Origin of the sequence: Pseudomonas fluorescens (assembly GCF_001708445.1) — a bacterium.
GTDB classification, from domain to species: domain Bacteria; phylum Pseudomonadota; class Gammaproteobacteria; order Pseudomonadales; family Pseudomonadaceae; genus Aquipseudomonas; species Aquipseudomonas gorinensis.
Genome location: NZ_CP015637.1, coordinates 3,875,802 through 3,895,673, shown reverse-complemented (window position 1 = coordinate 3,895,673; position 19,872 = coordinate 3,875,802). Strand labels below are relative to the sequence as shown.

The following is a 19,872-nucleotide window of genomic DNA, read 5'->3' as shown; positions in this document are numbered from 1 at the left end:
AGTCATCTTCGCTTGGCATGACAAAAAGGAACTGCAATGAGCTTGATCATTTCCATGGCGGCCTTCGCTCTGGCTACCTCCATCACCCCGGGCCCGGTCAATGTGGTTGCGCTCAGTTCAGGCGCGCGCTTCGGGTTTGCCGCCAGCCAGAAACACGTGTTCGGCGCCGCCACAGGTTTTACGTTGCTACTGGTGCTGATCGGCCTGGGGCTGCATGAAGTCCTGGTGCGCTGGCCGATCCTGACTCAGTTGATCCAGTGGGGCGGGGTAGCCTTCCTGTTGTACATGGCGTGGAAGCTGGCGGTGGACGATGGCCGGCTGGACGCCGACGGCTCGGCCACCGCGCCGTCGATGCTCTATGGCGCGATCATGCAATGGCTCAACCCGAAAGCCTGGCTGGCCTGCGTGGCGGGGATGGGCTTGTTTGTCGCCGATGGCGACGCCCGGCAAGTGTGGTTGTTTGCCGGGCTCTACCTGGTGATCTGCTACCTGTCGGTAGCGTGCTGGGCCTATGCCGGTACGTTCTTGCGCCGCTACCTCGGCAACCCGCACGGCGTGCGCCTGTTCAACCGCTCAATGGCCGCGTTGCTGGTGGCCAGTGTGGGTTATTTGCTGATGGCTTGAGCAAGTCGCGGTACTGCCCGGGCGTGGCCGCGAAATGCTGTTTGAAGGTGCGCTGGAAATGCGCCTGGTCGGCAAAGCCGGCAGCCAAGGCCACATCGGCGATCAACTCACCCTTGCGCAATTGGGTACGGGCAAACTGGATGCGCCGGTTCACCAGGAAGGCATGGGGCGTCAGCCCGTAATACTGCTTGAACGCGCGGATCAGATAAGACGGCGACAGCTCGGCGGCCAGGCAGATGTCTTCCAGTTTCAAGGCCTCGGTGCAGTGCGTGCGGATGTACTCGGCGGCCCGCTCCAGCTTGTGGTTGACCTCCCGCACGGGGGCCGGCGAAGGGTTCAGGCGCTGTTGCACTTCCGTGAAGTAACTCACCAGCACGCTCTGTTTGTGCAGCAATTCGGCCTGCTCATCCAGCAGCACCTGGTACAGCTCGATCAGGCCCTTGTACAGCACCGGGTCGCGGGTGTGCGGCGCACTGAACGGGCGATACCCCTGGTCGGTACTGAACCCCAGTTGGTATTGCAGGTCGGTCAGCCACGGGGTGTCGAGGTAGAGCATGTGATACGACCAGGGCTGGTCATGGATCGGGTTGCACGCGTGCACATCGCCGGGGTTCATCAATACCACGGTGCCGGCGCTGATCTGGAAGGTCTGCGCGCCATAGTGGTAATAGCTGCGCCCGGTGGTGATCGCACCGATGGAAAAATGCTCGTGGGAGTGGCGGGTGTAGGTGACCTTGCGCCCGTCGGCAATGGTCCGCGCTTCGATGAACGGCAGACGCTCGTCACGCCAGAAGCGCGGTGCTTGCGCCGGGTGGGTGGTGGTGTTCAGCGACATGGCGGTGGCTCCATCCCTCGAGAGATCGAGAGGCGATGATTACACAGCCCGGCGAGGCACCGCCATGGTTGTCAGTGTTTGGGCGCGATGGTTATTCAAGAAAACAAAAGTGCTGTCGATAGGCTCTCATCGCCCACAAGGACCGTTACCCGATGAAACTGCTGAAACTTGCCGCCGTATTGACCTTGCCACTGCTCGGCGCCTGCTCCGACTACCACTACAAAAACTACCAGGGCGACTGGGCCCCGGAAAAACTTCACCCCGTCGACCTGTCCAACGGCGCCCCCAACCCCGCGCTGGTGTACTTCGATACCTGGCGCGAACGTGAACTGGGCGTGCCATTTCACCGCCTGGCCTTGGCGTTCGAAGTCGATGGTGTGCCCTTGCCCGGCGCTGGCCGTCACTCGATCCTCAACGTGACCGGCGAACAGGCACTGAAGCTCAGCCCTGGCAAACATTCGCTGCGCTGGTGCAACGTGTCGATGAATGCCCTGGGCACTGGCGGTGCGTTCTGTAATGAAGGCGCCGACGACGTGGAGTTCAAGGCCGGGCAGCGTTATGTGGTGACCTACCGCCTGAGTGCAAGCACCCAGGGGGTCGGGCCCAACTACAGTACCCAGTACCACACCTATTCCAGCATCCGGAACCTGGATACCCAGGAAATCATCTACCCGCCTGCCGGTACGGGGACGTTAATCTCTAACCCGTAAAAACCTTACTACCCAGCCTTGGGCGGCTGGGGGGCGCGACGTTAGTGTGGGCGACGGTGTGGGTGGGTAATGAGCGGGCGCTGGGGTTCTACCCTCGGCGCGGGTACGAGCTGCTCGGTTCGCCGACGTATACCTTCCAGGGCGAAACCCATGAGAACCGGTTGTTCGGTAAAGCCCTGACGATCACAGCGCTTTAGACAGAAACACCCGGCTGCTAATCCGAGTCCTGGACATCAAGGCATTCCGAGTCAACTCGTGGTGCCTGGCTGGAGGCTGCAAACGGGATTGGTTTCACGGGGCTCCATTAAAAAGCCATCACCATCTCATGCCACGCCATCCCGCCGTGATCCGAGGGCGAAGGTTGCACATAGCGGTAGCCCATGCGCGTGTACAACGACACATGGCGCTCCTTGCACATCAGGTGAATGGTCTGCTTGCCCATGGCCCGCATACGTTGCACAAATTCGGTCATCAGCAGCGTGGAATAGCCCTTGCCCTGATGCGCCGGGTCGACCACCACCGACATGATCACCACATTCGGCGCTTCGGGCGAATGGCCCACCAGCTCCTTGAACGCCTCGTCCGACATCACCACCTGATGGGCGCAGCCACAATTGATAAAACCCACCACCTCGCCAGCGGCCTCCAGGATCAAAAAACCTTGCGGGTATTGCGCAATACGCGTGGCGATCTTCTCCAGCGTCGCGGCTTCGTCGCCCTCATAGGCGCTGATTTCGATATCAAAGCAACGGGCGGCGTCGGCGGGCAGGGCGTTGCGGAAGGTGAGGGCGGGCATGGTCTTTCCTGAGGCGTTTAGCGAAAGGCCACATCATAGCGGTGCACCAATAACACCGCCATCGCGGCCTTGGATGGGCATTCTTCACTCTACCGGCGGTAAAGCGCTGCTATTGCAATGGCACATAAATATCGGTCTGCCATTGATCCTGCGGTGTTTCGGGGAAGATGCTCAGGTACTCGAAAAACAACGGCTGGTCTCGAAGCTCTTCGCCGCTGCCAGGGAGCCAGTCACGATAGATCGGATAGATCGACTCTGCGATGTGATCCGGCGAACCCACATGACGCACCACCACACAGCGGCCACCCGGGATGACGCGTTCAGTGACGCCGAACGCATTTGCTGCCAGCGGCGCGTGGATCTCGCCGCAAATGGCAAACCGGAACTCATCGGCCGGGGTGGTATCAGGATTGCCGAAAGGAATACCGAAGCTGCGACTGGAAGCTACCGGCGATTGCCCGCTCTGCATGCGCCAGGCGATGAATGACTGCACGCTTTCATCCACGCGCTCTGGGTCGCCGAGGTGCTCTAATGCAGCAACCCTGACGGAATGAAACTCAACTATTCGTACCTGCATGATGATGCTCCTGGAAAAATGAGGGACGCTGAACACCCCACGCCAGACCTGCCAATTCGGCCGCTTTCTGAATGCGCTCGGCGCCATGCCGAACGCTCGCCTGAACGCCCTGGAAAAGGCTTCTGGACTTTCAAAGCCCGCCCCCGATGCGGCCTCCAGCACCGAATAGTCAGCGCGGGAAGACAAGTCATGCGCCGCGCGTCGTAGACGCATCAGCTGCACATAGCGCGCAACAGGCATGCCCACAAACGCGGTGAACTGCCGATGGAAGTGAAACGCCGAAAAATACGCCACTTGGCTCAGCGTCTTCACCGACAAGTCGCCTTCAAGATTCGCGTCGATATAGGCGAGTACGGCGTCGAAGCGTTTTGTGTAGGCGGCGTTGCCTGGCAAGTCAGACACGGGTTGGAAACTCCGGGATGTGCGCTGGACGATAGGATCGACTATACCCACATGCCTGCGCCTAGCCGTACTTGCTCAAGTGTATAGACCAGCGGACTCACCGACGTGCGCGGTGCCGGCCATGGCCATATAGTTGCCGCCTGAACGACAGCTCCCGGCACATAGATCAAGCCGGATGGCTGAGAACTGCCGGCTTGGAACCGAAGCCATGATCACTCCTGGCGCTCAGTGAGCTTTTTTTGCTCTTGCTTGAATTGCTCATGCCAGCGCACCAACGCATCAGCCCCATCCGATGCCTGCGCGGCCAGTGGAGTCGACACGATCGTGCCGAAAAGCGCCCAAATAAGAAGTTGCTTCATTTCATCTCACCCTGGTTGTTTGAACTGAAACGGGTGCGGATATCCGCGTTTCCCGTCCAGCCAGCGCCGCATGATCGGTTGAGTCTCGCCGTCGGCAATGGCCTTGATGAGGATGGTAGGGACTGCTGGGGATTGCCGATATTGAGTATGCTGCCAAGATATAATCAAATTCGGACAACTGAGGCGGGGCCCCGGTTGATCAATTCGAACGGGACAGTTTCGAGCCGCCCGCGGTGGCGTTGAGGCTGGGGAGTCAGCGAAACGACACGGAATTTCCTGCCCACACGCACCGCAAGGTCACCGGGTCGTAGTTTGATTGGCGGAGAATTCCACCGCGAAACATGTGTAAACGCTGTACAACCCTCCGCCGGACCAATAAGATGAGAAGCGTTATCATTCACGCCTCGCGAGCCTCACATGCAGGATGCCAGCCCAATATCGTCCGTCGAACAGTTGTACGAGAATCATCACGGCTGGCTGCAGGGCTGGCTGAACCGGCGATTGGGGCAGAGTGCCGATGCCGAGGACCTGGCCCACGACACGTTCATCCGCGTGCTGCGCGCGCCTCAGCAGGTGCGCGAGTTGCGCCAGCCCATGGCGTTTCTCGCAGCGATTGCCAATGGACTGCTGATCAATCGCTGGCGCCGCCAGGAGATTGAGCGGGCTTATCTTGAAGCGTTGGCTGCTCGACCCGAAGGGGTGGAATCGTCACCCGAGGCCCGCTATCTGGTGATCGAAACCTTGTTGCAACTCGACTCGTTGCTGATTGGCCTGCCTGCGCGCATACGACAGGTTTTCTTCATGTCTCAGCTCGACGGCCTGACGTATCCACAGATCGCTGCGCAGTTGGGGCTGACCGTGGCTCAAGTGCAAAGGGCCATGGGAAAAGCCTTCCGCGTTTGCTATGCGAGCCGTTTCGAATGAGGTCCGACATTAGTCCGCAGGTGCGCGATACCGCCATTGATTGGCTTGTCAGGATGCAGTCCGGGCTGATGAATGCGCCTGATCTGGAGGCATTGCGGTGTTGGCGCGAGGCGAGCGATGAGCATGAACATGCCTGGCAACGTGTCGCCAGCTTGCCGTTGTTGCAGCAGCCTGGCGCAAATCTTTTGCGCGATGCCACCGCGCGCAGGGCACTGGAATCGGCCGGGCCGGACATGCAGAAACGTCGGCAGGTACTCAAGCGCCTGTTGATCCTGGGGGCGGTTGGCGGGGTTGCCTGGCAAGGCGCGGGCTCCACGCCGGTGCGCGCCGCACTGGCGAACTACCGCACAGGAACGGGCGAGCGTCACCAGTGGACCCTGGTTGATGGCAGCTCGCTGTGGCTGAACACGGCCAGCGCCGTGAACCTGGATTTTACCGACCAATTGCGGCGCATCCAGATGATCGAGGGTGAGTTGGCCTTGCGTGTTCGGGCAGAGTCGCGCTCGCTGCAACTGATCACACCGGACGCGATCCTGCAGAGTCGCGACGCGTATTTGCAGGTGCGCCATGATCGGCAGGGCACGCAGGTGACGGTACTGGAAGGCCAGGTGCAGGTGCACTCACGAGGCCAACAAGCGCCATCCTCGTTCGAGGCTGGATGGCAGGCACGCGTGGACCGCTTCGGGATTGGCGTGCCAAACCGCGCCGATCTCCTGGTCTCCCAGGCTTGGCTGCGCGGAGTGCTGCCGGCGGATCGCCTGCGCCTGGATGCCCTGGTGGCGGAACTCTCGCGTTACCGTCCCGGTGTTTTACGTTGCCATGAGCAGGTGTCAGGGTTACGCCTCACCGGCAGTTTTTCGCTGGATGACACCGATGCAGCATTGACGCTGGTCGCTCGCACGCTGCCGGTGCGTATCGAGCGCATGACCCGCTATTGGGTTTCGATCGTACCCGCCTGAATTATTTTTTCCGCTGCGCGATAGTTTTTTCAAACTCGCTTGGCCTATAGGGATCACCCACCCGCCAGAGGTGGGTCTTAACCCCTTAGGAGCCCCGTATGACTTCACCTTCCCGCGCCCTGCGTGCCCGTACGCTTGGACTGTTGTTGCTCAGCGTGCAACCGCTTTGCAGCCTTCCTGTCTTTGCCGCCGGTAGTTCGCAGCATTACAGCATCGACGCAGGCCCCCTGGATGCCGCGCTGTCACGGTTTGGCGCACAGGCGGGGATCACCATGGCGGGTAGCTCAACGCTGACGGCTGGCAAGAATACCCAGGGGCTGCAAGGCGATTTCAGTACTGAGGCCGGCTTGACGCAGCTCTTGCTCGGCTCGGGGCTGACCTATCAGCGCCAGGATGACGGTAGCCTGCTGCTGGTACCGAGCAGCAGCGACGTGCTGGAGTTGGCGCCGACCGCAATCAGTGGCACTGCGTACGACACCTCGCTGGGCCGCAACGATGGCCTGGTCGCCAGCCGAACCATGAGTGCCAACAAGACCGATACGTCGATCATGGAAACGCCTCAATCGATCAGCGTGGTCACCCGTAAGCAGATCGATGCCCAGCAGCCACAAAGCATCGGGCAGGTGCTGCGCTATACGGCGGGGGTCAATGGTGAAGCCAACGGCGTCGATACCCGGCGCGACACGATCAGTATTCGTGGCTTTGACGCGACAACGGGCGGTGGGATCTATCGTGATGGCCTGCGCCAGTACAGCTTTGCCAACCAGAGCCGTGCCGTGGGTGAAGTCTATGGACTGGAGCGAGTGGAAGTCCTGCGCGGGCCATCGTCGGTGCTCTACGGTCAGAGCTCACCGGGCGGCATGGTCAACGTGATCAGCAAGCGTCCCACCGATGAGCCGCTTCATGAACTGGTGGTGCAGGCAGGCAGTTTTGATCGCAAGCAATTGGCGGCGGACTTCGGCGGGCCGCTTAGCGACGATGGCGTCTTGAGTTATCGCCTCACCGGGTTGTGGCGAGAGAGCGGTACGCAAATCGACTACGCCCGTGATGACCGTCAATTCATCGCCCCGGCAATCAGTTGGCGGCCCTCGGAAGACACCTCGCTGACGGTTCTGGCGTCATTTCAAAAAGACCGCAATGTGCTGGGCTACTACGCCTTGCCACGGGTAGGCACCCTCGATAGCTCGCGTTACGGACGGATCGCCACGGATCGTTTTGTCGGCGACCCTGACTTCGACAAATATGACGTAGAACAGTGGTCACTGGGGTATCAGTTTGAGCATCACCTCAATGATATCTGGACATTCCGCCAAAACGCCCGTTACAGCCGTTCCTATCAGGAACAGCGCACGATTTACCAATATGGCCTGGATGACGACCAGCGCACAGTGGGCCGCTTCGGTTATCTGGGCCACGAAGAGGTGAAGAATGCGCTGCTCGATAACCACTTCCAAGCCCAGTGGAACGTCGGCCGTTTCGAACATACAACCTTGGTCGGGATCGATTTGCAGCACGCCAGCACCAACCAGTTGGGGGGCGGCAACGTGGTTGATCCACTGGATATCTATGCGCCGGTCTATCACCAGGACTACAGCGACCTGGACGCCTTCTACGACATCAACCAGCGTCGCCAGCTTGACCAGGTGGGTGTGTATCTCTCGGAACAGCTCAAATTTGACGACCACTGGGTCTTCAATCTCGGTGGTCGCCAAGACTGGGCACGCTCGAAAACGATCCATTACGCCACCGATACGGCGGCAGACCTCAAGCAGCGCGATCACGCCTTCACGTGGCGGACCGGGGTGATGTACCTGGCAGACAACGGCGTGGCGCCCTATGCGAGCTATTCCGAGTCGTTTTTCCCTAACATCACGGCGGTGGCGCGTGACGGCAGTGCCTTCGAACCCGAAACCGGTCGCCAGTACGAAGTCGGGATCAAATTCCAGCCCAAGGGGAGTGACAGCTATGTGACCGTCTCGCTGTTCGACCTGACGCGGCAAAACGTGCTGACTGCCGATCCCGCCAACAATCGTTTCTCGGTGGCGACCGGAGAAATCCAGTCGCGTGGTATCGAACTGGAAAGCAAGGCGCAGTTGTCCGATGCTCTGGAGTTGATGGCCAACTACAGCTATTCACACCTTGAAATTACCCGCAGCAATACCGCCGATGAAAAAGGCAATCAACCTGGCAATACCCCTGAACAACTGGCCTCGCTGTGGTCGCAATACACCGTTCAGAGTGGTGCGCTATCGGGCTTGGCGATAGGAGGAGGGGTACGCTATGTCGGCCCCAGCTATATCGACTCGCAAAACAGCGAAGGCATTCCCCACTACACGCTGTTTGACGCCAGCCTAAGCTACGATCTGGGCAAGCTGTCTTCATCCTATGCAGGGGCGAAGCTCGCACTCAATGCGTCCAACCTGACCGACGAAACCTATGTTTCTCAGTGTGGCTACACCGGCGACAGCTGCAAATACGGGTATCGCCGAAATGTGACCGGGTCGTTGAGCTACAACTGGTAAGGCCTTGCGCTTGCTTGCGAAAGTTATCGATTGGTAATCGTCACCTTGGCGACCGGATCGGCAAGCAAGCGCAGTCGCCAGACAAGGACTCGATATGTGTATGCCTCTATTTCACCTGCGCTTGCTCCAACAGCCAATGCGCAAAGGCCTGGATGGGAGCGCGGCTTAGCTCAAGGGGTTCGGGTAACACGAGGCAAAACGTCTTGGCGATGTTCTTCTCCTGGGGCCATGGCGCAACCAGCCGGCCTTGCGCCAACTCTGCTTCCACGTACAGACGCGGTACGAGTGCCACGCCGAGCCCCGCCAGTGCAGCCTCGATCAACATCGCGTGCAAATCGTAGCGTGCGCCCATCGCTGGGTTGCTCAGGACAATCCCGGTTTCCTGGGCATAGCGCTGCCACGCATCCGGGTTCTGTCGTCGGTGTAATCGCGGCAGTGAATCCAGAGCCGTTGCCTGCTCACCGGGATTCAGGAGAGCAGGGTGACAAACCGGAATTAATACTTCGTTCAACAGGCGATGCGTGTGCATGCCTGTCCAGGCCGGATGCTCAAAATGGATGGCGGCATCAAAGCCACTCCCGGCAAGTACGAATGGCTCCATGCGTTCCGACAGGTGCACGCAGATATTCGGGTGTTGCGCGCAAAAGCCAGACAGCCTGGGAATTAGCCAGCGCAGGGCAAACGTTGGGCTGACGGCGATATCAAGGCTTGCGCCGTCGCTGGGCTGTCCCATCAGGTACTGGCTGTCCCTGTCGAGTCGGTCGAGGAGTTCGCGCACTTGGGCAGCGTAGCGCTCACCATTAGGTAAGAGCCGTACGCGGTTGCCAACGCGCTCGAATAGGGTGACGCCGAGAAAGGCTTCCAGGCGGCCTATCTGCCGACTGATGGCGCCTTCGGTCAGGGCCAACTCGTTTGCGGCACGGGCAAAACTGCCATGGCGGGCTGCTGTTTCAAAGGCTATCAAGGCAGCGTTACTCGGGAGCTTTCGACGCATGGGCTTTCCTGGTTCAAGTCAAAGCACCAACCTTGATGTTTAGTCACTGATGGGTGCCGAAAAGTCGTTTTATGGCTGCTTGGGGTGCCGCTAGCATGATGAAACATCAATAAGTGAAGTGCCATGATGATTTACACAGTCGAATGCAACTACGCCGATCCCGCCAGCGAAGCCGAGTGGAATGCGTTTTACAGCCTGGAAAAACTGCCCGCGTTGATCTCGGTGAGTGGTTTTAGCTCCTCACAGCGATTCAAAGCCTTGAGCGGCGATTGTCCGGCCTACTTGGCCCTGCATTCAGTCGACACGCTGGCCGTATTGCAGAGCGATGAGTACCGCCAAAAAGGGGGCGGCAACTTTTCCCGTTGGCAGTCGCACATCACTGATTGGAGACGCAACCTCTACGCCGGCCTGGACCGGGCAGTTGCCGTGGGCGCGGACGAATTCCTGTTGGTCAGTGAACAAGGCCCTCAAGTACTTATTGAGTCAGGCCTTACACCTATAGCGCTACACGCCGTCGCTTTGGACGGTACCCCTGCACACCGCTGGCTGGCCAAACTGGATTGCGCTCAGGCCAGGGCCATCGATCTGCCGGGACTGAATGTCTATCGTGCAATGACTGCGCAGTTACAGTCATGAGTCACGTGGACCTACCTCGTGGGAGACTCCCCAGCCAGCAAATTGGCGATTATTCAATCACAGCCATCAGCGACGGCTACCTGGGTGCTAGCCTGGATTTTCTAGCCAACATCACACCAACGGAAGCGGCCCGGCTTCAGTTAGCCGCCGGGATCAGCAATCCAGCCTCAATCCATATCAATTGTTATCTGGTGCGTGGGCGTGGTCGTACGATTCTGATCGACGCCGGGGCCGGAGGCTTCAAACAATGGGGCGGCGAGTTACTGGCCAATCTTGCAGTGGCTGGCGTGAAGCCCGGCGAAATAGACACGATTCTGCTGACCCACGCGCACCCCGACCACATCGGTGGCTTGTTGAACGCAGTGGGAGAGATGGCGTTCGTCAATGCTGAGTTGGTTGTGCACGAGCGAGAGCTAATGTTCTGGGAGGACGATGGCCATCTTGGCCAGGCCAGTGAACGCGCCCGTGGTAACTTCCTGTTTGCACGAAGGGTGTTCGAGCGGTACCGGAAAAACCTGCGCCCGTTCACCGTCAATGATGTATTGCCAGGCATCAGCGCGATGCCGTTGCCTGGGCATACCGTCGGGCACTGCGGATACTGCTTCGAGTCCGGGGTGGGCAACCTGCTGGTGTGGGGCGATATCGTTCACTTTCCTCAGATTCAGATTGCCCGCCCCGATGTCACGATTGTATTCGACCAGGACCCGCTGCTATCGGCGGCCACGCGAACGAGAGTGCTGGATGTTGCCAGTTCAGACAACTTGATGGTTGCTGGCATGCACTTGGGCTCGCTTGGCTTTGCTCATATCAAGCGCTGCGGTAACCGCTACGTCATTGCTTACGAAACGTGAGCCAATCCTGCTTCATTTACGATGCTCGCTAAAGACAATGATTAGGAAAGACATGAACTTGCATCCCGAACCTGAATACAACAACAGCGCTATCACCGCCTTTCACGTTCCGGACTCCGCCGATACTGCTCGATGGACGGCCTGCGAAGATCCCAGAGTAAACGAGCGGCTCTCAATATTCCTCAGGACGGGGGGCGATGGATCCTGGGCAGGGTTGTGGCTGGACGACCACGATCAGCAGCGAATCGTCCATCTTGGCTCGGGCTCAGTGGTGTGACCCCAATTTTTATCCTCCGGAAACGCTTTCGGCCAAAGGCATTGACGATAGGCACTTGATTGCGAGGTGCCTAATCTAGGCTTCGAAGTCACGACAGGGAAAAGGATATGGCGGGAGGCATCCAGCCCGTTTTCACACAACCTGGACCCAAGGCGTACAGGTGGTGAGGTACATCTGAACTTCGGTATCGATTGGGCAGAGGTGGCCACGAGGATAAGAAATCGTCAGGCGCTTTAACAACTGACGAGTTCAAGTGCGCGGGTCCAGCGTCGATGAAGAGCGGCTGGTCCCGCGTGACTCGGAGATCAACGCTTTATGGCATCACACTCGTTACGCAAGGTGCTGTCTTTAATGTTGCCGCAGCTTTGGCCATTGGTTTTGGCCTCGCAATAAGCGCGTTGATCGCTATCACGGATGTTGCCGCAGCTTTGACCGTTCATTTCCGCCGAGCAACTGGCCCGAAGGTCGTTGTCGCGAATATTGCCGCAGCTTTGGCCATTGGTTTTGGCCTCGCAATAAGCGCGTTGATCGCTGTCACGGATGTTGCCGCAGCTTTGACCGTTCATTTCCGCCGAGCAACTGGCCCGAAGGTCGTTGTCGCGAATATTGCCGCAGCTTTGGCCATTGGTTCTGGCTTCGCAATAAGCGCGTTGATCGCTGTCATTGATGTTGCCGCAACCAGCATGGGCGTAGGTACTCAACATCAATAACATCGCAATGATAGCTCTCATCACTCTCTCCATAAGGTGTCAGGAAATAGCCTGACGCTGACTGATCCAAGATGATCTTGTTGTTGTAACGAGCTATCAAATTGACATCATTTTTTGGGAAGGTTCCATGGGGGATGTGACTATCGGGCATACAGTTTTTATGTTTCGGCGGCACCTGAATCGCCCCTGACTTCGTAGGCATTCGGAGTGACTGCTTTTGGCCGATTCTGTTGAAAAAGTCGGCGGCAGTTTTTGAGGCATCAAAGTACGCGTCGGAGTTTGAAATCTTGAATGTCCGCAGAGCTTTCAGGCTGAGATTTCACGTAGAAACGTGCTGAAGAGGCGCTTTCACGGGCCCATCCTGCTGTGTTCTGAAAAAGCCGACTTTTTCAACAGAATCGGCCGATGACTGCCTGTCGCCACCGGCAGCTCTGGGTCGACTCCCACCCATACATAGTGAACGTCAGAGTTCGGTCAAGGTGGTTCCGCGAGCTATGCCAGCATATGAAGCATGTCCATGAACATCGGACCTGAGAGATCACATATCTCTCCGTCGTCAGCAACCAAGCAACCTACAGCGCCAGCGAATGACTCTTGGTCATGCGCTGGGATGTCCAGGCTGCAAATGATCCTGTAGCGGAACAGCCAGCCGCAGGCGACGCGACAGCACAGTTCTACCGTTTGATGATAACCATCAACGGACATGGGCCGGGCACCGTGGGCCTGCGCAAGGTTATATGCTGCACTGCCGGTAGATTCGCGTTGGGAAGATTCGTTGTTCATACGCACTGGAAATGGCTGAAGTAGCAGTCGATTATCTACTCGTATGGTTTGAATGTCTGGGCACCCGCTCTCTATTACGGCCCTTGCGACAGGCAGAGATCGGCCAAACGCTGCCGCTCACCAGAGATAAATTTTGAACGTCCCAACGCCTGGAATGAGTCCCTCGTAGCCGCAAAACAAAGCCTGTTAACATGCATCTCAACGCGTCGCACATTGACCTATCCGAAGAAAATCTTTAAGCGCCGCCTGATAGAGCGTCAATGGCTGATTGTCCGTATTGAATAGTGCAAACGGAATCATCGTGAGATGTGAAAACGACGTGGCGTTTATCGAGTAGGTTTTCTGCCTGCAAAAGCGCTGATCCTTATTCAATATAAAATTGAACTTGAAAAGGTTTGTCCGCGTACACCAACTGGGGATCAAACCCAGACTCAGGCCCGCCAAGTAATCTTGTCCGCAAGCGCCGCCAGATGAGAACTCCGAGATCTTTATTTCTAATTCCGGCAGGGTCGGGGCGGCAAGGCTGGGGCCCGTATCCTGTGCATCGGGAATAACTTTGAGTGTCGCTGAGTATGCGTCCTTGCCGAAGCGACTGTCTTTCCATGGGGAGTTTATTGCGTAACTGAAGCTGGAGATGATTTCTTGTGTTTCGGGTTCAGCGGGTTCGTTGATTGTCGGCTGGGACGAATAAGATGTGCAGCCGGAACAGAGTATCGCAGTGCTGAAAAACACAAACCCATTGGCTATTAAGCGACGCATACTCAGTTTTCCCTAACTATCAATTAGCCGACATTCCTGTCACTTAATGCCGTATAGCATCTTATCTATACGCCGGATTGCTGAATCAGCATAACAGGGTAGACTGTACGCGCGACACTTCGGGAGAGAGAGGGCCGCCGCCATGCTTTCTTTGCCCCAATCCAATGCGAACCCGCGAACTTTGAAAGCAAACGCCTGCCCAAACCCCGCCATCACCAAGGTTGCGCCACTAACAGGGAGAAAATAATGAAGCAGGACGCCAGCAAGCGCTCATCAATTCATACCGGCTTGGGCACTGTCATCGCACGCCTGGGGCTGTTGCTCATCGTGCCGTTGGCTGTCGGCGGCTGCACCTTCAAGAAAACCGATGTCCAGAACCCGGCCGAGATGGCCAAGTACGACCCCGCCAGTACGGCGCGCATCCGCCTGATCAGCGGGCAAGGGGCATACGCAGGTTTCGTATCCGGCCAAAGTTGCGAACAGTATTTCAACGACACTTACAGAAAAGCGCTGGCCGCCCGCGAGCGGCCGCAAGGATGGAATCCTTCGCGTATCGAGCCCAGCGGTCAGAGCATGGATATCTTCGGCATGTGGCCTTCCGACTACCAGAACAATGTCATCGGCATGCCGGCCTCCCCGGTCAGCGCGAAGATCGATGAGACGCGCAGGTACTTCGATGAACGTGTGGTCCCGGCCGGGCAGCCGCTGATCGTGTTTGTGGCGTTCGTCACATCCGGGTCCAGTTGCTCATCAGCACCCGTCAGTTTCGTGCCACGCGCAGGCGCCGACTATGAAGTCCGGCAGGCATTCCAGTCGCAAACATTCCAGACAACGTGCCGCAATGAGGTGGTTGAGTTGAAAGCCGGCGAGGAAAAACCGATGTCCCCGAATTACTGCATCCAGGACTCGTCGGGCGATTATCACACCCGCAGCGTTACCCCTGTCAGCCAGGCTGGGCAATAAGCCGACCGGGCCTGGTATAGGATGGCCGCTGTTTGTGCAGCCACTTTCACGCTGGCCCTTTTGCGCTGAAAAAAGGGCGTTATCAGCCAGCCTAGCTACGCCGAAGCGACGACTGGCGTTGGAGGGCTCCTAGAGAGGGACCTTGGAGAATGAGACAAGGGAGCCCCCCAGCCCCATCAACAAACTCCGAAAATAGCCCATAGCTAGCCTGTCTCGAATGTCTGCTCCTGGCCGATTTTTGCCTGTCGCGACCGGCTGAAAAAGACCCAAAGCTGACGGTCGGCTTGGCTTAGGTTCAGATTGAGCAAGCCGGTCTCTCACCCAACCGCTCTACCAACCTTACGAGATAACCATCGGGATCCTGGACGATGAATTCGCGCTGACCTACTTCTATTTTGTCAGCCCGATACCAGGTGTCTTTGCATTCTCGATAGAGTGGAAATCCAGCCTGAACAAGTTTTTGGATGATGGGTGCGACAGCCTCAACATCAATCTGTAGGTTGATGCCTCTTCCAAACGGTTTGGTCAATGGCGCAGTCAGCCATTGACCCGCGTCCGGATCAATCTGCTCAAGCATTACTTGAGCACCATTCAAATCAAGGTACGCAAATCCGTCATCCGAACGTTGATAAGCTACTTTGAACCCCAGAAGAGAAACCCAAAAAGCCAGGCTGCTATCCAGGTTGGTGACCATTAACTCCGGAACCAGTTTGTTACGTTCGAACATGAGATGACTTCCATTTCAAAATGCTTGTTTTTGTGAGCGGGCAGGTTCTGCGCCTACGGCTTCGCTGCCAGGGCGGGATCGTGGTGAGCATGATGATGCACGCTTGGGTGGGAGTTATCGAGTCGCTTTGAGTGGCAGCTTCTGGCCGTTTTCTGCCCGTCGCTACGTGCAGAAAACCACCCGTTAAAGGTAACGGCGATACGAGAAGAAATTGAGGCGGATGAGCTGTATCAAACCATCGGAAATGTCGCGGTAAAGGTGGTGCCACTCTCTGGCGTTGAATTCACCGATACGACACCGTTATGCGCCCTGACGATCTCTCGAACGATAAAGAGTCCAAGCCCCACGCTGCGCGAATCGGTGCCGGTCTTTGCACCCCGAATCATTGGCTCAAACAAAACGTCCATCAACGAGTCGGGAATAACCGGCCCCTGGTTTTTTACCGATACAACGGCGTGATCCTGTTCAACGCGTGAAGTGATCGTGATCGGCTGTTGTAAATCACCATAAGCCACGCTGTTAGCCACCAGATTGCCAATGATTTGCTGCACCCGGTCCGCATCCAGACAGGCGTTGCCTGTCCCCACAGTCTGATGCACCAACGTGGCTTCGGGGAATGTCATACGTAATTCATCGACGCTGGCGCCAACGAAGGCGTGCAAATCCACGGTTGAAGGGCTAAGCGTGATGCCTTGCCCAACCCTGGCCAATGCCAGGTCCAGCAGGTCGGCAATCATGCGTTCGGCACGGTTTACCGACTGGCTGATGTGGCCCAGCATTTTGCTTTCTCGAGTGGTGCGTTCTTCTCGGGCAAGGATGCCAGAGGCCATTTTGATAGCCGTCAGCGGATTTTTCAGATCGTGACTGACGATGGCCACCATTTGTTCGGCGAACGAGGCGCGAAGCTGTGCTTCTTCGTAGGCGCTTTTAAGCTCGGCTTGGGCCTGCCTGAGGGCCGATTCGGCGGCGGTTTTTTCGCGCAGCAGGTCTTCGGCGACTTTTCGTGCGTTGAGCAACTCGCGCTCGTACTTGTCGCGATCTTTGGTGCCAAAGAGCGCCAGCTCATAAAACGCACCGCTGGCGTGCTCGCGTCGGACGCCGTTGAGCAACATGGTCACGATGTGTTTGTCATGGTGAACCAGATCGAGTTTTACTTCGGCGACGGATCCTTGCATCTGCATCAGCGGCGACCAATGCGTTTGATGGAAGATGCGCCCGCCCATGGTCAGCAGGTCCTGAAAACGCCGCCCGATGAGTGCCTGGGCGTCCAGGCCGATCGAATGGCTAAACGTCTGGTTGCTGCGAAGAATCGTGCCGTCTTCCTTCGTTACCACCAAGCCGCAGGGGGCTTCATCGAACAGCATCTGATTATCGGGTAGCAACGGCTGGTCAGTTGACATGTTCGCCTATCCAGGGTGACAGGAAGTTCTCCATAGCTTCGGAGCATGCACTGGGCGCGCTCATGTGTGGGCAATGGCCGACGTTGGCCACCAGGCAGAGCGTACTGTTGGGCAGCACAGCGTGCAGGTAGTCACCCACGGCGAGGGGGGCGATCAGGTCGTCGGTGGATTGCAGGATCAGCGTGGGTGTCGCCAGCCCGACGATGTCCTGGCGGTTGTCGGACATGAACGTCACTCGTGCAAATTGCTTGGCGATATCGGGCTCGGTGCGGCAAAAACTGTTCGTCAGCTCTTCGCTCAGTGCCGGTTGCCCTGGTGTGCCCATGATCACCGGGGCCATGGTGCTGGACCAGCCAAGGTAGTTGCTGTCGAGTATGTCGAGCAGCGAGTGGATGTCCTCCAGCTTGAAACCACCGACATAGTCGTCGGTGTCGATATAGCAGGGTGAAGGGCCGATCATTATATGGGCAGCAATGCTTCCGGGCGCTTGGCGGTCAGCCAGGGTACCGATCATGCTGCTGACGGAATGGCCGACAACGATCACCGGCCCACGGGCGTAATGGTCGATGATTTCATTCAGGTCCCGGGCGTACCCGGCCAGTGAGTTGTACTTTTCCCGATCATAGGCTTCGAGGTCCGACTCACCCGCTCCGACGAGGTCATACAGCACAACTGTAAAGCGATCGGTGAAACCTTCGGCGAGATAACGCCACATGGACTGATCGCAGCCGAAACCATGGGAAAAGATCAGCGTTGAAGGACCATCGCCCATTACTTTTACGTTGTTGCGATGTTGAAGGTCCATGCGTGCTGCCCCGGTCGCGCCAAAGGTTTTGATGTCTGCGGCAGTGTAGATAGTCGAAGGGATCGCGTCACGCGGTATAGGTTTATGACTCCTGAGGAAGTCGCACTTGGCTCGGGCAAACATTTTAATTCTGGCGTCGAGATGCTGAAGACGAATGTCCGCTGATGCTGTTGAAAAAGTCGTACTCGCTTAGCCAAGGTGACCGCCTGCATCAATGAATAGCTTGCGGAGTTTTTTTCGAGCCGCCTCTGAAGGACGCTGTGAATAGCGTTGAAACTCTTCTTCGGCTGTGTCGGGCTTGCCGTTCATGGCCAATACAAACGCGTATGCAAGAGGATGTTGTATGTAATTGTAGAAACCCAGGCCACCCGTCGACGGTAGTGGTCTAATAAAACCGGACACCCATTTAGGCGAAAATGCTCGCCAGATCGAGGTGTCAGATGACCAAACAACACCGTTCCTTTTCTGCTGAGTTTCGGCTTTTGCGCAGTGACATCCGGGTAGCCCATCTAATTCATATCTGCAAGTTGGACTTGATCTCTACCATTTGATTTAGCACTGTACATCGCGGTATCGGCCCGCCGAATGAAGGAGTCAAACGATTCTAATGGAATCCATGTTGCAACACCGAAGCTACAAGTCACCTGTCCAATATCTTCAAACGGCACGGTACTTATCAGGGTGCGAAGCTTTTCTGCGAGCAGCCTTGTATCGTTCAGCTCAGTATCCGGGCAAATCAGAGCAAATTCTTCTCCGCCAGTTCTGCACAGCAGATCGGTTTTGCGCGTAGCTGAACATATTTGTGTGCATAACGACTTCAGAACGTTATCACCACACTGATGGCCCCAGCGGTCGTTAATTTGTTTGAAGTGATCGACGTCAAACGTGATCAGCGACAGAGGACGGTGTTGCGCGATAGCCTCGACGAGCAGGCGCTCCATCAACTCTTCGAAGTGTCGGCGGTTGTAGACACCGGTCAGGTGATCGGTAATGTTCAATAAATGCAAGTCGCGCGTGCGCTCATCAACCAGCGAGAGCGCACGGGCGCGCTGCGTAATCAGTAAGTACACCATCAAGGTCAATAGCAGCGTCAACCCCATTCCGAACACAAAAAACAGGCTGATAGACAGTGTGTAGCTGTTGGCGACTAGAAAGGTTGAGCTGGGTCTGAACTGGACTAAGTAATTTTGGTCGGCAACTTTCAGCAGCCGCTGCGCATAAAGCGCTGAAGGGGCAGCGGTGACCTCACTCTGATAGATGATTTCCCCTTGATGCTGCGGGTCGATTAATGAAAGCGTCACGTTCAGTCGTTGCAGACTTGGCAACGGAATCCCTTGTTCCATCAAAGAAGCCAGGCGTACGGTGGAGACCACGAAACCCTGCAAATCATCATCGTTCAATGGAACCTCAGAGGACCCCTGGAATACAGGTGCGACAAAGAAAATTCCCGCCTGTCCATTGGTCATTTTCAACGGTTCCGACACCACTATTTGACGTGTTTCTCGTGCCTTGCTCATCAAGGCCTGGCGCCCCGGACGACTCATGACGTCCATGCCAGGTATGATCGTTACGTCATCGCGCTTCAATAAATAGAGCAATATCCAGTGTTCCGGCCGACGGGTGAGGGGGACTCTTTCGCCGGTGACGGGATTGATTTCATGATATGAAAAGTCACTGGTGCCGTTGAGAAGCGCTTTAGCGCGAAACGCCTGGAGATCCTTCTCAAGAATCCGGGGTACCCAGCTATAGGCTTCGTCCTCTCCAACGAGAGGCGTAACGAACCCAATAAATTCCTTTTCAGTGACATCGTCGGCGTTGACAAAGAAGCGCCTCACCACGTCCAGTTTCAATTCCTGAGTATTAAAGCGTCGCTGCAGTCGACTGAATCTTTCGTCGATTTCAAGTTGAAAAGCGACGCTAACTGTACGCTGCTCTGATCCTAAGAACAGTATCAGCACCAAGAACGTAATGGCCACCCCAGCCAGGAGCACCATACCGCAAAGGGTCACGTCTGATGCTTTGAGTGCGTTCTGACGAATAGACATGTGTTGTGTTCCTTGCTCATCGCCAAAACAGTGTGCAGTGACCGAGAGTCCTTTTGAAGTATCGGCGCGTCTGTCGATATCTTTACGACTCAAGCGCTAAAGAGGGGGCTTATATGAAAGATTCAAACCCGTTAACGGTTCAACTCTCGAGTTGTTAAAAATGGGCCTGCGAACAGTTGTAGACACGTTCGTCGACCTTTCGCAGTTTTCGGCC

At 56.9% G+C, this 19,872-nt stretch carries 19 protein-coding genes and 1 pseudogene; 10 read left to right on the top strand and 10 right to left on the bottom strand.

The genetic code is table 11. The features are described from left to right. The first annotated feature begins 36 nt into the window (after nucleotides 1-36). A complete protein-coding gene (locus tag A7317_RS17135; protein WP_024074937.1) occupies nucleotides 37-624 on the top strand; it encodes a LysE family translocator in 588 nt (195 codons plus the stop codon). On the opposite strand, the gene A7317_RS17130 is transcribed toward A7317_RS17135, so the two are convergent. Next, nucleotides 566-1,459: an AraC family transcriptional regulator gene (locus A7317_RS17130; RefSeq protein ID WP_024074938.1), complete on the bottom strand. Its 894-nt coding sequence runs from the start codon at nucleotides 1,457-1,459 to the stop codon at nucleotides 566-568. The genes A7317_RS17135 and A7317_RS17130 overlap by 59 nt on opposite strands. Nucleotides 1,460-1,611: 152 nt before the next feature. On the opposite strand from A7317_RS17130, the gene A7317_RS17125 reads away from it, so the two are divergent. Both A7317_RS17125 and A7317_RS31135 read left to right on the top strand, forming a co-directional pair. Then, nucleotides 1,612-2,169, top strand: a complete 558-nt coding sequence (locus A7317_RS17125; RefSeq protein ID WP_069076416.1) for a hypothetical protein — start codon at nucleotides 1,612-1,614, stop codon at nucleotides 2,167-2,169. A 29-nt stretch (nucleotides 2,170-2,198) separates the two neighbouring features. After that, nucleotides 2,199-2,366 (top strand): annotated as a pseudogene (locus A7317_RS31135) (GNAT family N-acetyltransferase); the annotation flags it as partial. Between the two features lie 107 nt (nucleotides 2,367-2,473). Here the strand turns inward: A7317_RS31135 and A7317_RS17120 are convergent. From A7317_RS17120 to A7317_RS30880, 3 genes are all read right to left on the bottom strand, one after another. Further along, nucleotides 2,474-2,965 (bottom strand): GNAT family N-acetyltransferase, encoded by a 492-nt coding sequence (locus tag A7317_RS17120; protein WP_069076415.1) that lies wholly within the window; start codon nucleotides 2,963-2,965, stop codon nucleotides 2,474-2,476. 109 nt (nucleotides 2,966-3,074) lie between these two features. After that, nucleotides 3,075-3,944 (bottom strand): AraC family transcriptional regulator, encoded by an 870-nt coding sequence (locus A7317_RS17115; protein WP_069076414.1) that lies wholly within the window; start codon nucleotides 3,942-3,944, stop codon nucleotides 3,075-3,077. Between the two features lie 212 nt (nucleotides 3,945-4,156). Continuing rightward, nucleotides 4,157-4,303 (bottom strand): hypothetical protein, encoded by a 147-nt coding sequence (locus tag A7317_RS30880; protein ID WP_024074943.1) that lies wholly within the window; start codon nucleotides 4,301-4,303, stop codon nucleotides 4,157-4,159. A gap of 417 nt (nucleotides 4,304-4,720) precedes the next feature. Between A7317_RS30880 and A7317_RS17110 the strand changes: the two genes are divergently transcribed. The 3 genes from A7317_RS17110 (at nucleotide 4,721) to A7317_RS17100 (ending at nucleotide 8,708) form a co-directional block, all read left to right on the top strand. Further along, nucleotides 4,721-5,227: a sigma-70 family RNA polymerase sigma factor gene (locus A7317_RS17110; RefSeq protein ID WP_069076413.1), complete on the top strand. Its 507-nt coding sequence runs from the start codon at nucleotides 4,721-4,723 to the stop codon at nucleotides 5,225-5,227. Continuing rightward, complete coding sequence (locus A7317_RS17105; RefSeq protein ID WP_069076412.1) at nucleotides 5,224-6,186, top strand: FecR domain-containing protein; 963 nt, start codon at nucleotides 5,224-5,226, stop codon at nucleotides 6,184-6,186. Before A7317_RS17110 ends, A7317_RS17105 begins: the two co-directional genes overlap by 4 nt. 98 nt (nucleotides 6,187-6,284) lie before the next feature. Continuing rightward, nucleotides 6,285-8,708 carry a TonB-dependent siderophore receptor gene (locus tag A7317_RS17100; protein WP_069076411.1) on the top strand — a complete coding sequence of 808 codons (2,424 nt, stop codon included), beginning with the start codon at nucleotides 6,285-6,287 and terminating at the stop codon, nucleotides 8,706-8,708. A 106-nt stretch (nucleotides 8,709-8,814) separates the two neighbouring features. On the opposite strand, the gene A7317_RS17095 is transcribed toward A7317_RS17100, so the two are convergent. Further along, the gene (locus tag A7317_RS17095; RefSeq protein ID WP_069076410.1) at nucleotides 8,815-9,702 is read right to left on the bottom strand and encodes a LysR substrate-binding domain-containing protein; all 888 of its coding nucleotides are present in this window, start codon (nucleotides 9,700-9,702) and stop codon (nucleotides 8,815-8,817) included. Between the two features lie 126 nt (nucleotides 9,703-9,828). On the opposite strand from A7317_RS17095, the gene A7317_RS17090 reads away from it, so the two are divergent. The 3 genes from A7317_RS17090 to A7317_RS31640 all read left to right on the top strand — a co-directional run bounded on the left by A7317_RS17090 (nucleotide 9,829) and on the right by A7317_RS31640 (nucleotide 12,176). Then, nucleotides 9,829-10,338 (top strand): hypothetical protein, encoded by a 510-nt coding sequence (locus tag A7317_RS17090; protein ID WP_041161171.1) that lies wholly within the window; start codon nucleotides 9,829-9,831, stop codon nucleotides 10,336-10,338. Then, a complete protein-coding gene (locus A7317_RS17085) occupies nucleotides 10,335-11,189 on the top strand; it encodes an MBL fold metallo-hydrolase (protein WP_069076409.1) in 855 nt (284 codons plus the stop codon). Before A7317_RS17090 ends, A7317_RS17085 begins: the two co-directional genes overlap by 4 nt. A 549-nt stretch (nucleotides 11,190-11,738) precedes the next feature. Then, nucleotides 11,739-12,176, top strand: coding sequence for a hypothetical protein (locus A7317_RS31640; protein ID WP_155766472.1), 438 nt, complete (start codon nucleotides 11,739-11,741; stop codon nucleotides 12,174-12,176). A gap of 981 nt (nucleotides 12,177-13,157) precedes the next feature. Here A7317_RS31640 and A7317_RS17070 read toward each other — a convergent pair. Next, on the bottom strand, nucleotides 13,158-13,718 hold the full coding sequence (locus A7317_RS17070) for a hypothetical protein (RefSeq protein ID WP_069076406.1): 561 nt from the start codon (nucleotides 13,716-13,718) through the stop codon (nucleotides 13,158-13,160). 246 nt (nucleotides 13,719-13,964) lie between these two features. Here A7317_RS17070 and A7317_RS17065 point away from each other — a divergent pair, with 246 nt between their 5' ends. Continuing rightward, nucleotides 13,965-14,681: a hypothetical protein gene (locus A7317_RS17065; RefSeq protein ID WP_069076405.1), complete on the top strand. Its 717-nt coding sequence runs from the start codon at nucleotides 13,965-13,967 to the stop codon at nucleotides 14,679-14,681. A gap of 295 nt (nucleotides 14,682-14,976) precedes the next feature. Here the strand turns inward: A7317_RS17065 and A7317_RS17060 are convergent, their stop codons facing one another. The 4 genes from A7317_RS17060 to A7317_RS17045 form a co-directional block, all read right to left on the bottom strand. Then, nucleotides 14,977-15,408 (bottom strand): bleomycin resistance protein, encoded by a 432-nt coding sequence (locus A7317_RS17060; RefSeq protein WP_032885277.1) that lies wholly within the window; start codon nucleotides 15,406-15,408, stop codon nucleotides 14,977-14,979. Nucleotides 15,409-15,638: 230 nt separating this feature from the next. Further along, the gene (locus A7317_RS17055) at nucleotides 15,639-16,808 is read right to left on the bottom strand and encodes a PAS domain-containing sensor histidine kinase (RefSeq protein WP_069076404.1); all 1,170 of its coding nucleotides are present in this window, start codon (nucleotides 16,806-16,808) and stop codon (nucleotides 15,639-15,641) included. Then, nucleotides 16,798-17,613, bottom strand: coding sequence for an alpha/beta fold hydrolase (locus tag A7317_RS17050; protein ID WP_041160912.1), 816 nt, complete (start codon nucleotides 17,611-17,613; stop codon nucleotides 16,798-16,800). The genes A7317_RS17055 and A7317_RS17050 overlap by 11 nt, the downstream gene beginning before the upstream one ends. A 509-nt stretch (nucleotides 17,614-18,122) precedes the next feature. Continuing rightward, nucleotides 18,123-19,658 (bottom strand): diguanylate cyclase, encoded by a 1,536-nt coding sequence (locus A7317_RS17045; protein WP_069076403.1) that lies wholly within the window; start codon nucleotides 19,656-19,658, stop codon nucleotides 18,123-18,125. Between the last annotated feature and the right edge of the window lie 214 nt (nucleotides 19,659-19,872).

Bases quoted from the DNA above. Each gene is read 5' to 3' on its own strand.
- A7317_RS17045 (WP_069076403.1), bottom strand. From the start codon at position 19,658: ATGTCTATTCGTCAGAACGCACTCAAAGCATCAGACGTGACCCTTTGC.
- A7317_RS17130 (WP_024074938.1), bottom strand. From the start codon at position 1,459: ATGTCGCTGAACACCACCACCCACCCGGCGCAAGCACCGCGCTTCTGG.
- A7317_RS17050 (WP_041160912.1), bottom strand. From the start codon at position 17,613: ATGGACCTTCAACATCGCAACAACGTAAAAGTAATGGGCGATGGTCCT.
- A7317_RS17100 (WP_069076411.1), top strand. From the start codon at position 6,285: ATGACTTCACCTTCCCGCGCCCTGCGTGCCCGTACGCTTGGACTGTTG.
- A7317_RS17090 (WP_041161171.1), top strand. From the start codon at position 9,829: ATGATTTACACAGTCGAATGCAACTACGCCGATCCCGCCAGCGAAGCC.
- A7317_RS17105 (WP_069076412.1), top strand. From the start codon at position 5,224: ATGAGGTCCGACATTAGTCCGCAGGTGCGCGATACCGCCATTGATTGG.
- A7317_RS17135 (WP_024074937.1), top strand. From the start codon at position 37: ATGAGCTTGATCATTTCCATGGCGGCCTTCGCTCTGGCTACCTCCATC.
- A7317_RS31640 (WP_155766472.1), top strand. From the start codon at position 11,739: ATGAAGAGCGGCTGGTCCCGCGTGACTCGGAGATCAACGCTTTATGGC.
- A7317_RS17070 (WP_069076406.1), bottom strand. From the start codon at position 13,718: ATGCGTCGCTTAATAGCCAATGGGTTTGTGTTTTTCAGCACTGCGATA.
- A7317_RS17060 (WP_032885277.1), bottom strand. From the start codon at position 15,408: ATGTTCGAACGTAACAAACTGGTTCCGGAGTTAATGGTCACCAACCTG.
- A7317_RS30880 (WP_024074943.1), bottom strand. From the start codon at position 4,303: ATGAAGCAACTTCTTATTTGGGCGCTTTTCGGCACGATCGTGTCGACT.
- A7317_RS17065 (WP_069076405.1), top strand. From the start codon at position 13,965: ATGAAGCAGGACGCCAGCAAGCGCTCATCAATTCATACCGGCTTGGGC.
- A7317_RS17085 (WP_069076409.1), top strand. From the start codon at position 10,335: ATGAGTCACGTGGACCTACCTCGTGGGAGACTCCCCAGCCAGCAAATT.
- A7317_RS17095 (WP_069076410.1), bottom strand. From the start codon at position 9,702: ATGCGTCGAAAGCTCCCGAGTAACGCTGCCTTGATAGCCTTTGAAACA.
- A7317_RS17125 (WP_069076416.1), top strand. From the start codon at position 1,612: ATGAAACTGCTGAAACTTGCCGCCGTATTGACCTTGCCACTGCTCGGC.
- A7317_RS17120 (WP_069076415.1), bottom strand. From the start codon at position 2,965: ATGCCCGCCCTCACCTTCCGCAACGCCCTGCCCGCCGACGCCGCCCGT.
- A7317_RS17055 (WP_069076404.1), bottom strand. From the start codon at position 16,808: ATGTCAACTGACCAGCCGTTGCTACCCGATAATCAGATGCTGTTCGAT.
- A7317_RS17110 (WP_069076413.1), top strand. From the start codon at position 4,721: ATGCAGGATGCCAGCCCAATATCGTCCGTCGAACAGTTGTACGAGAAT.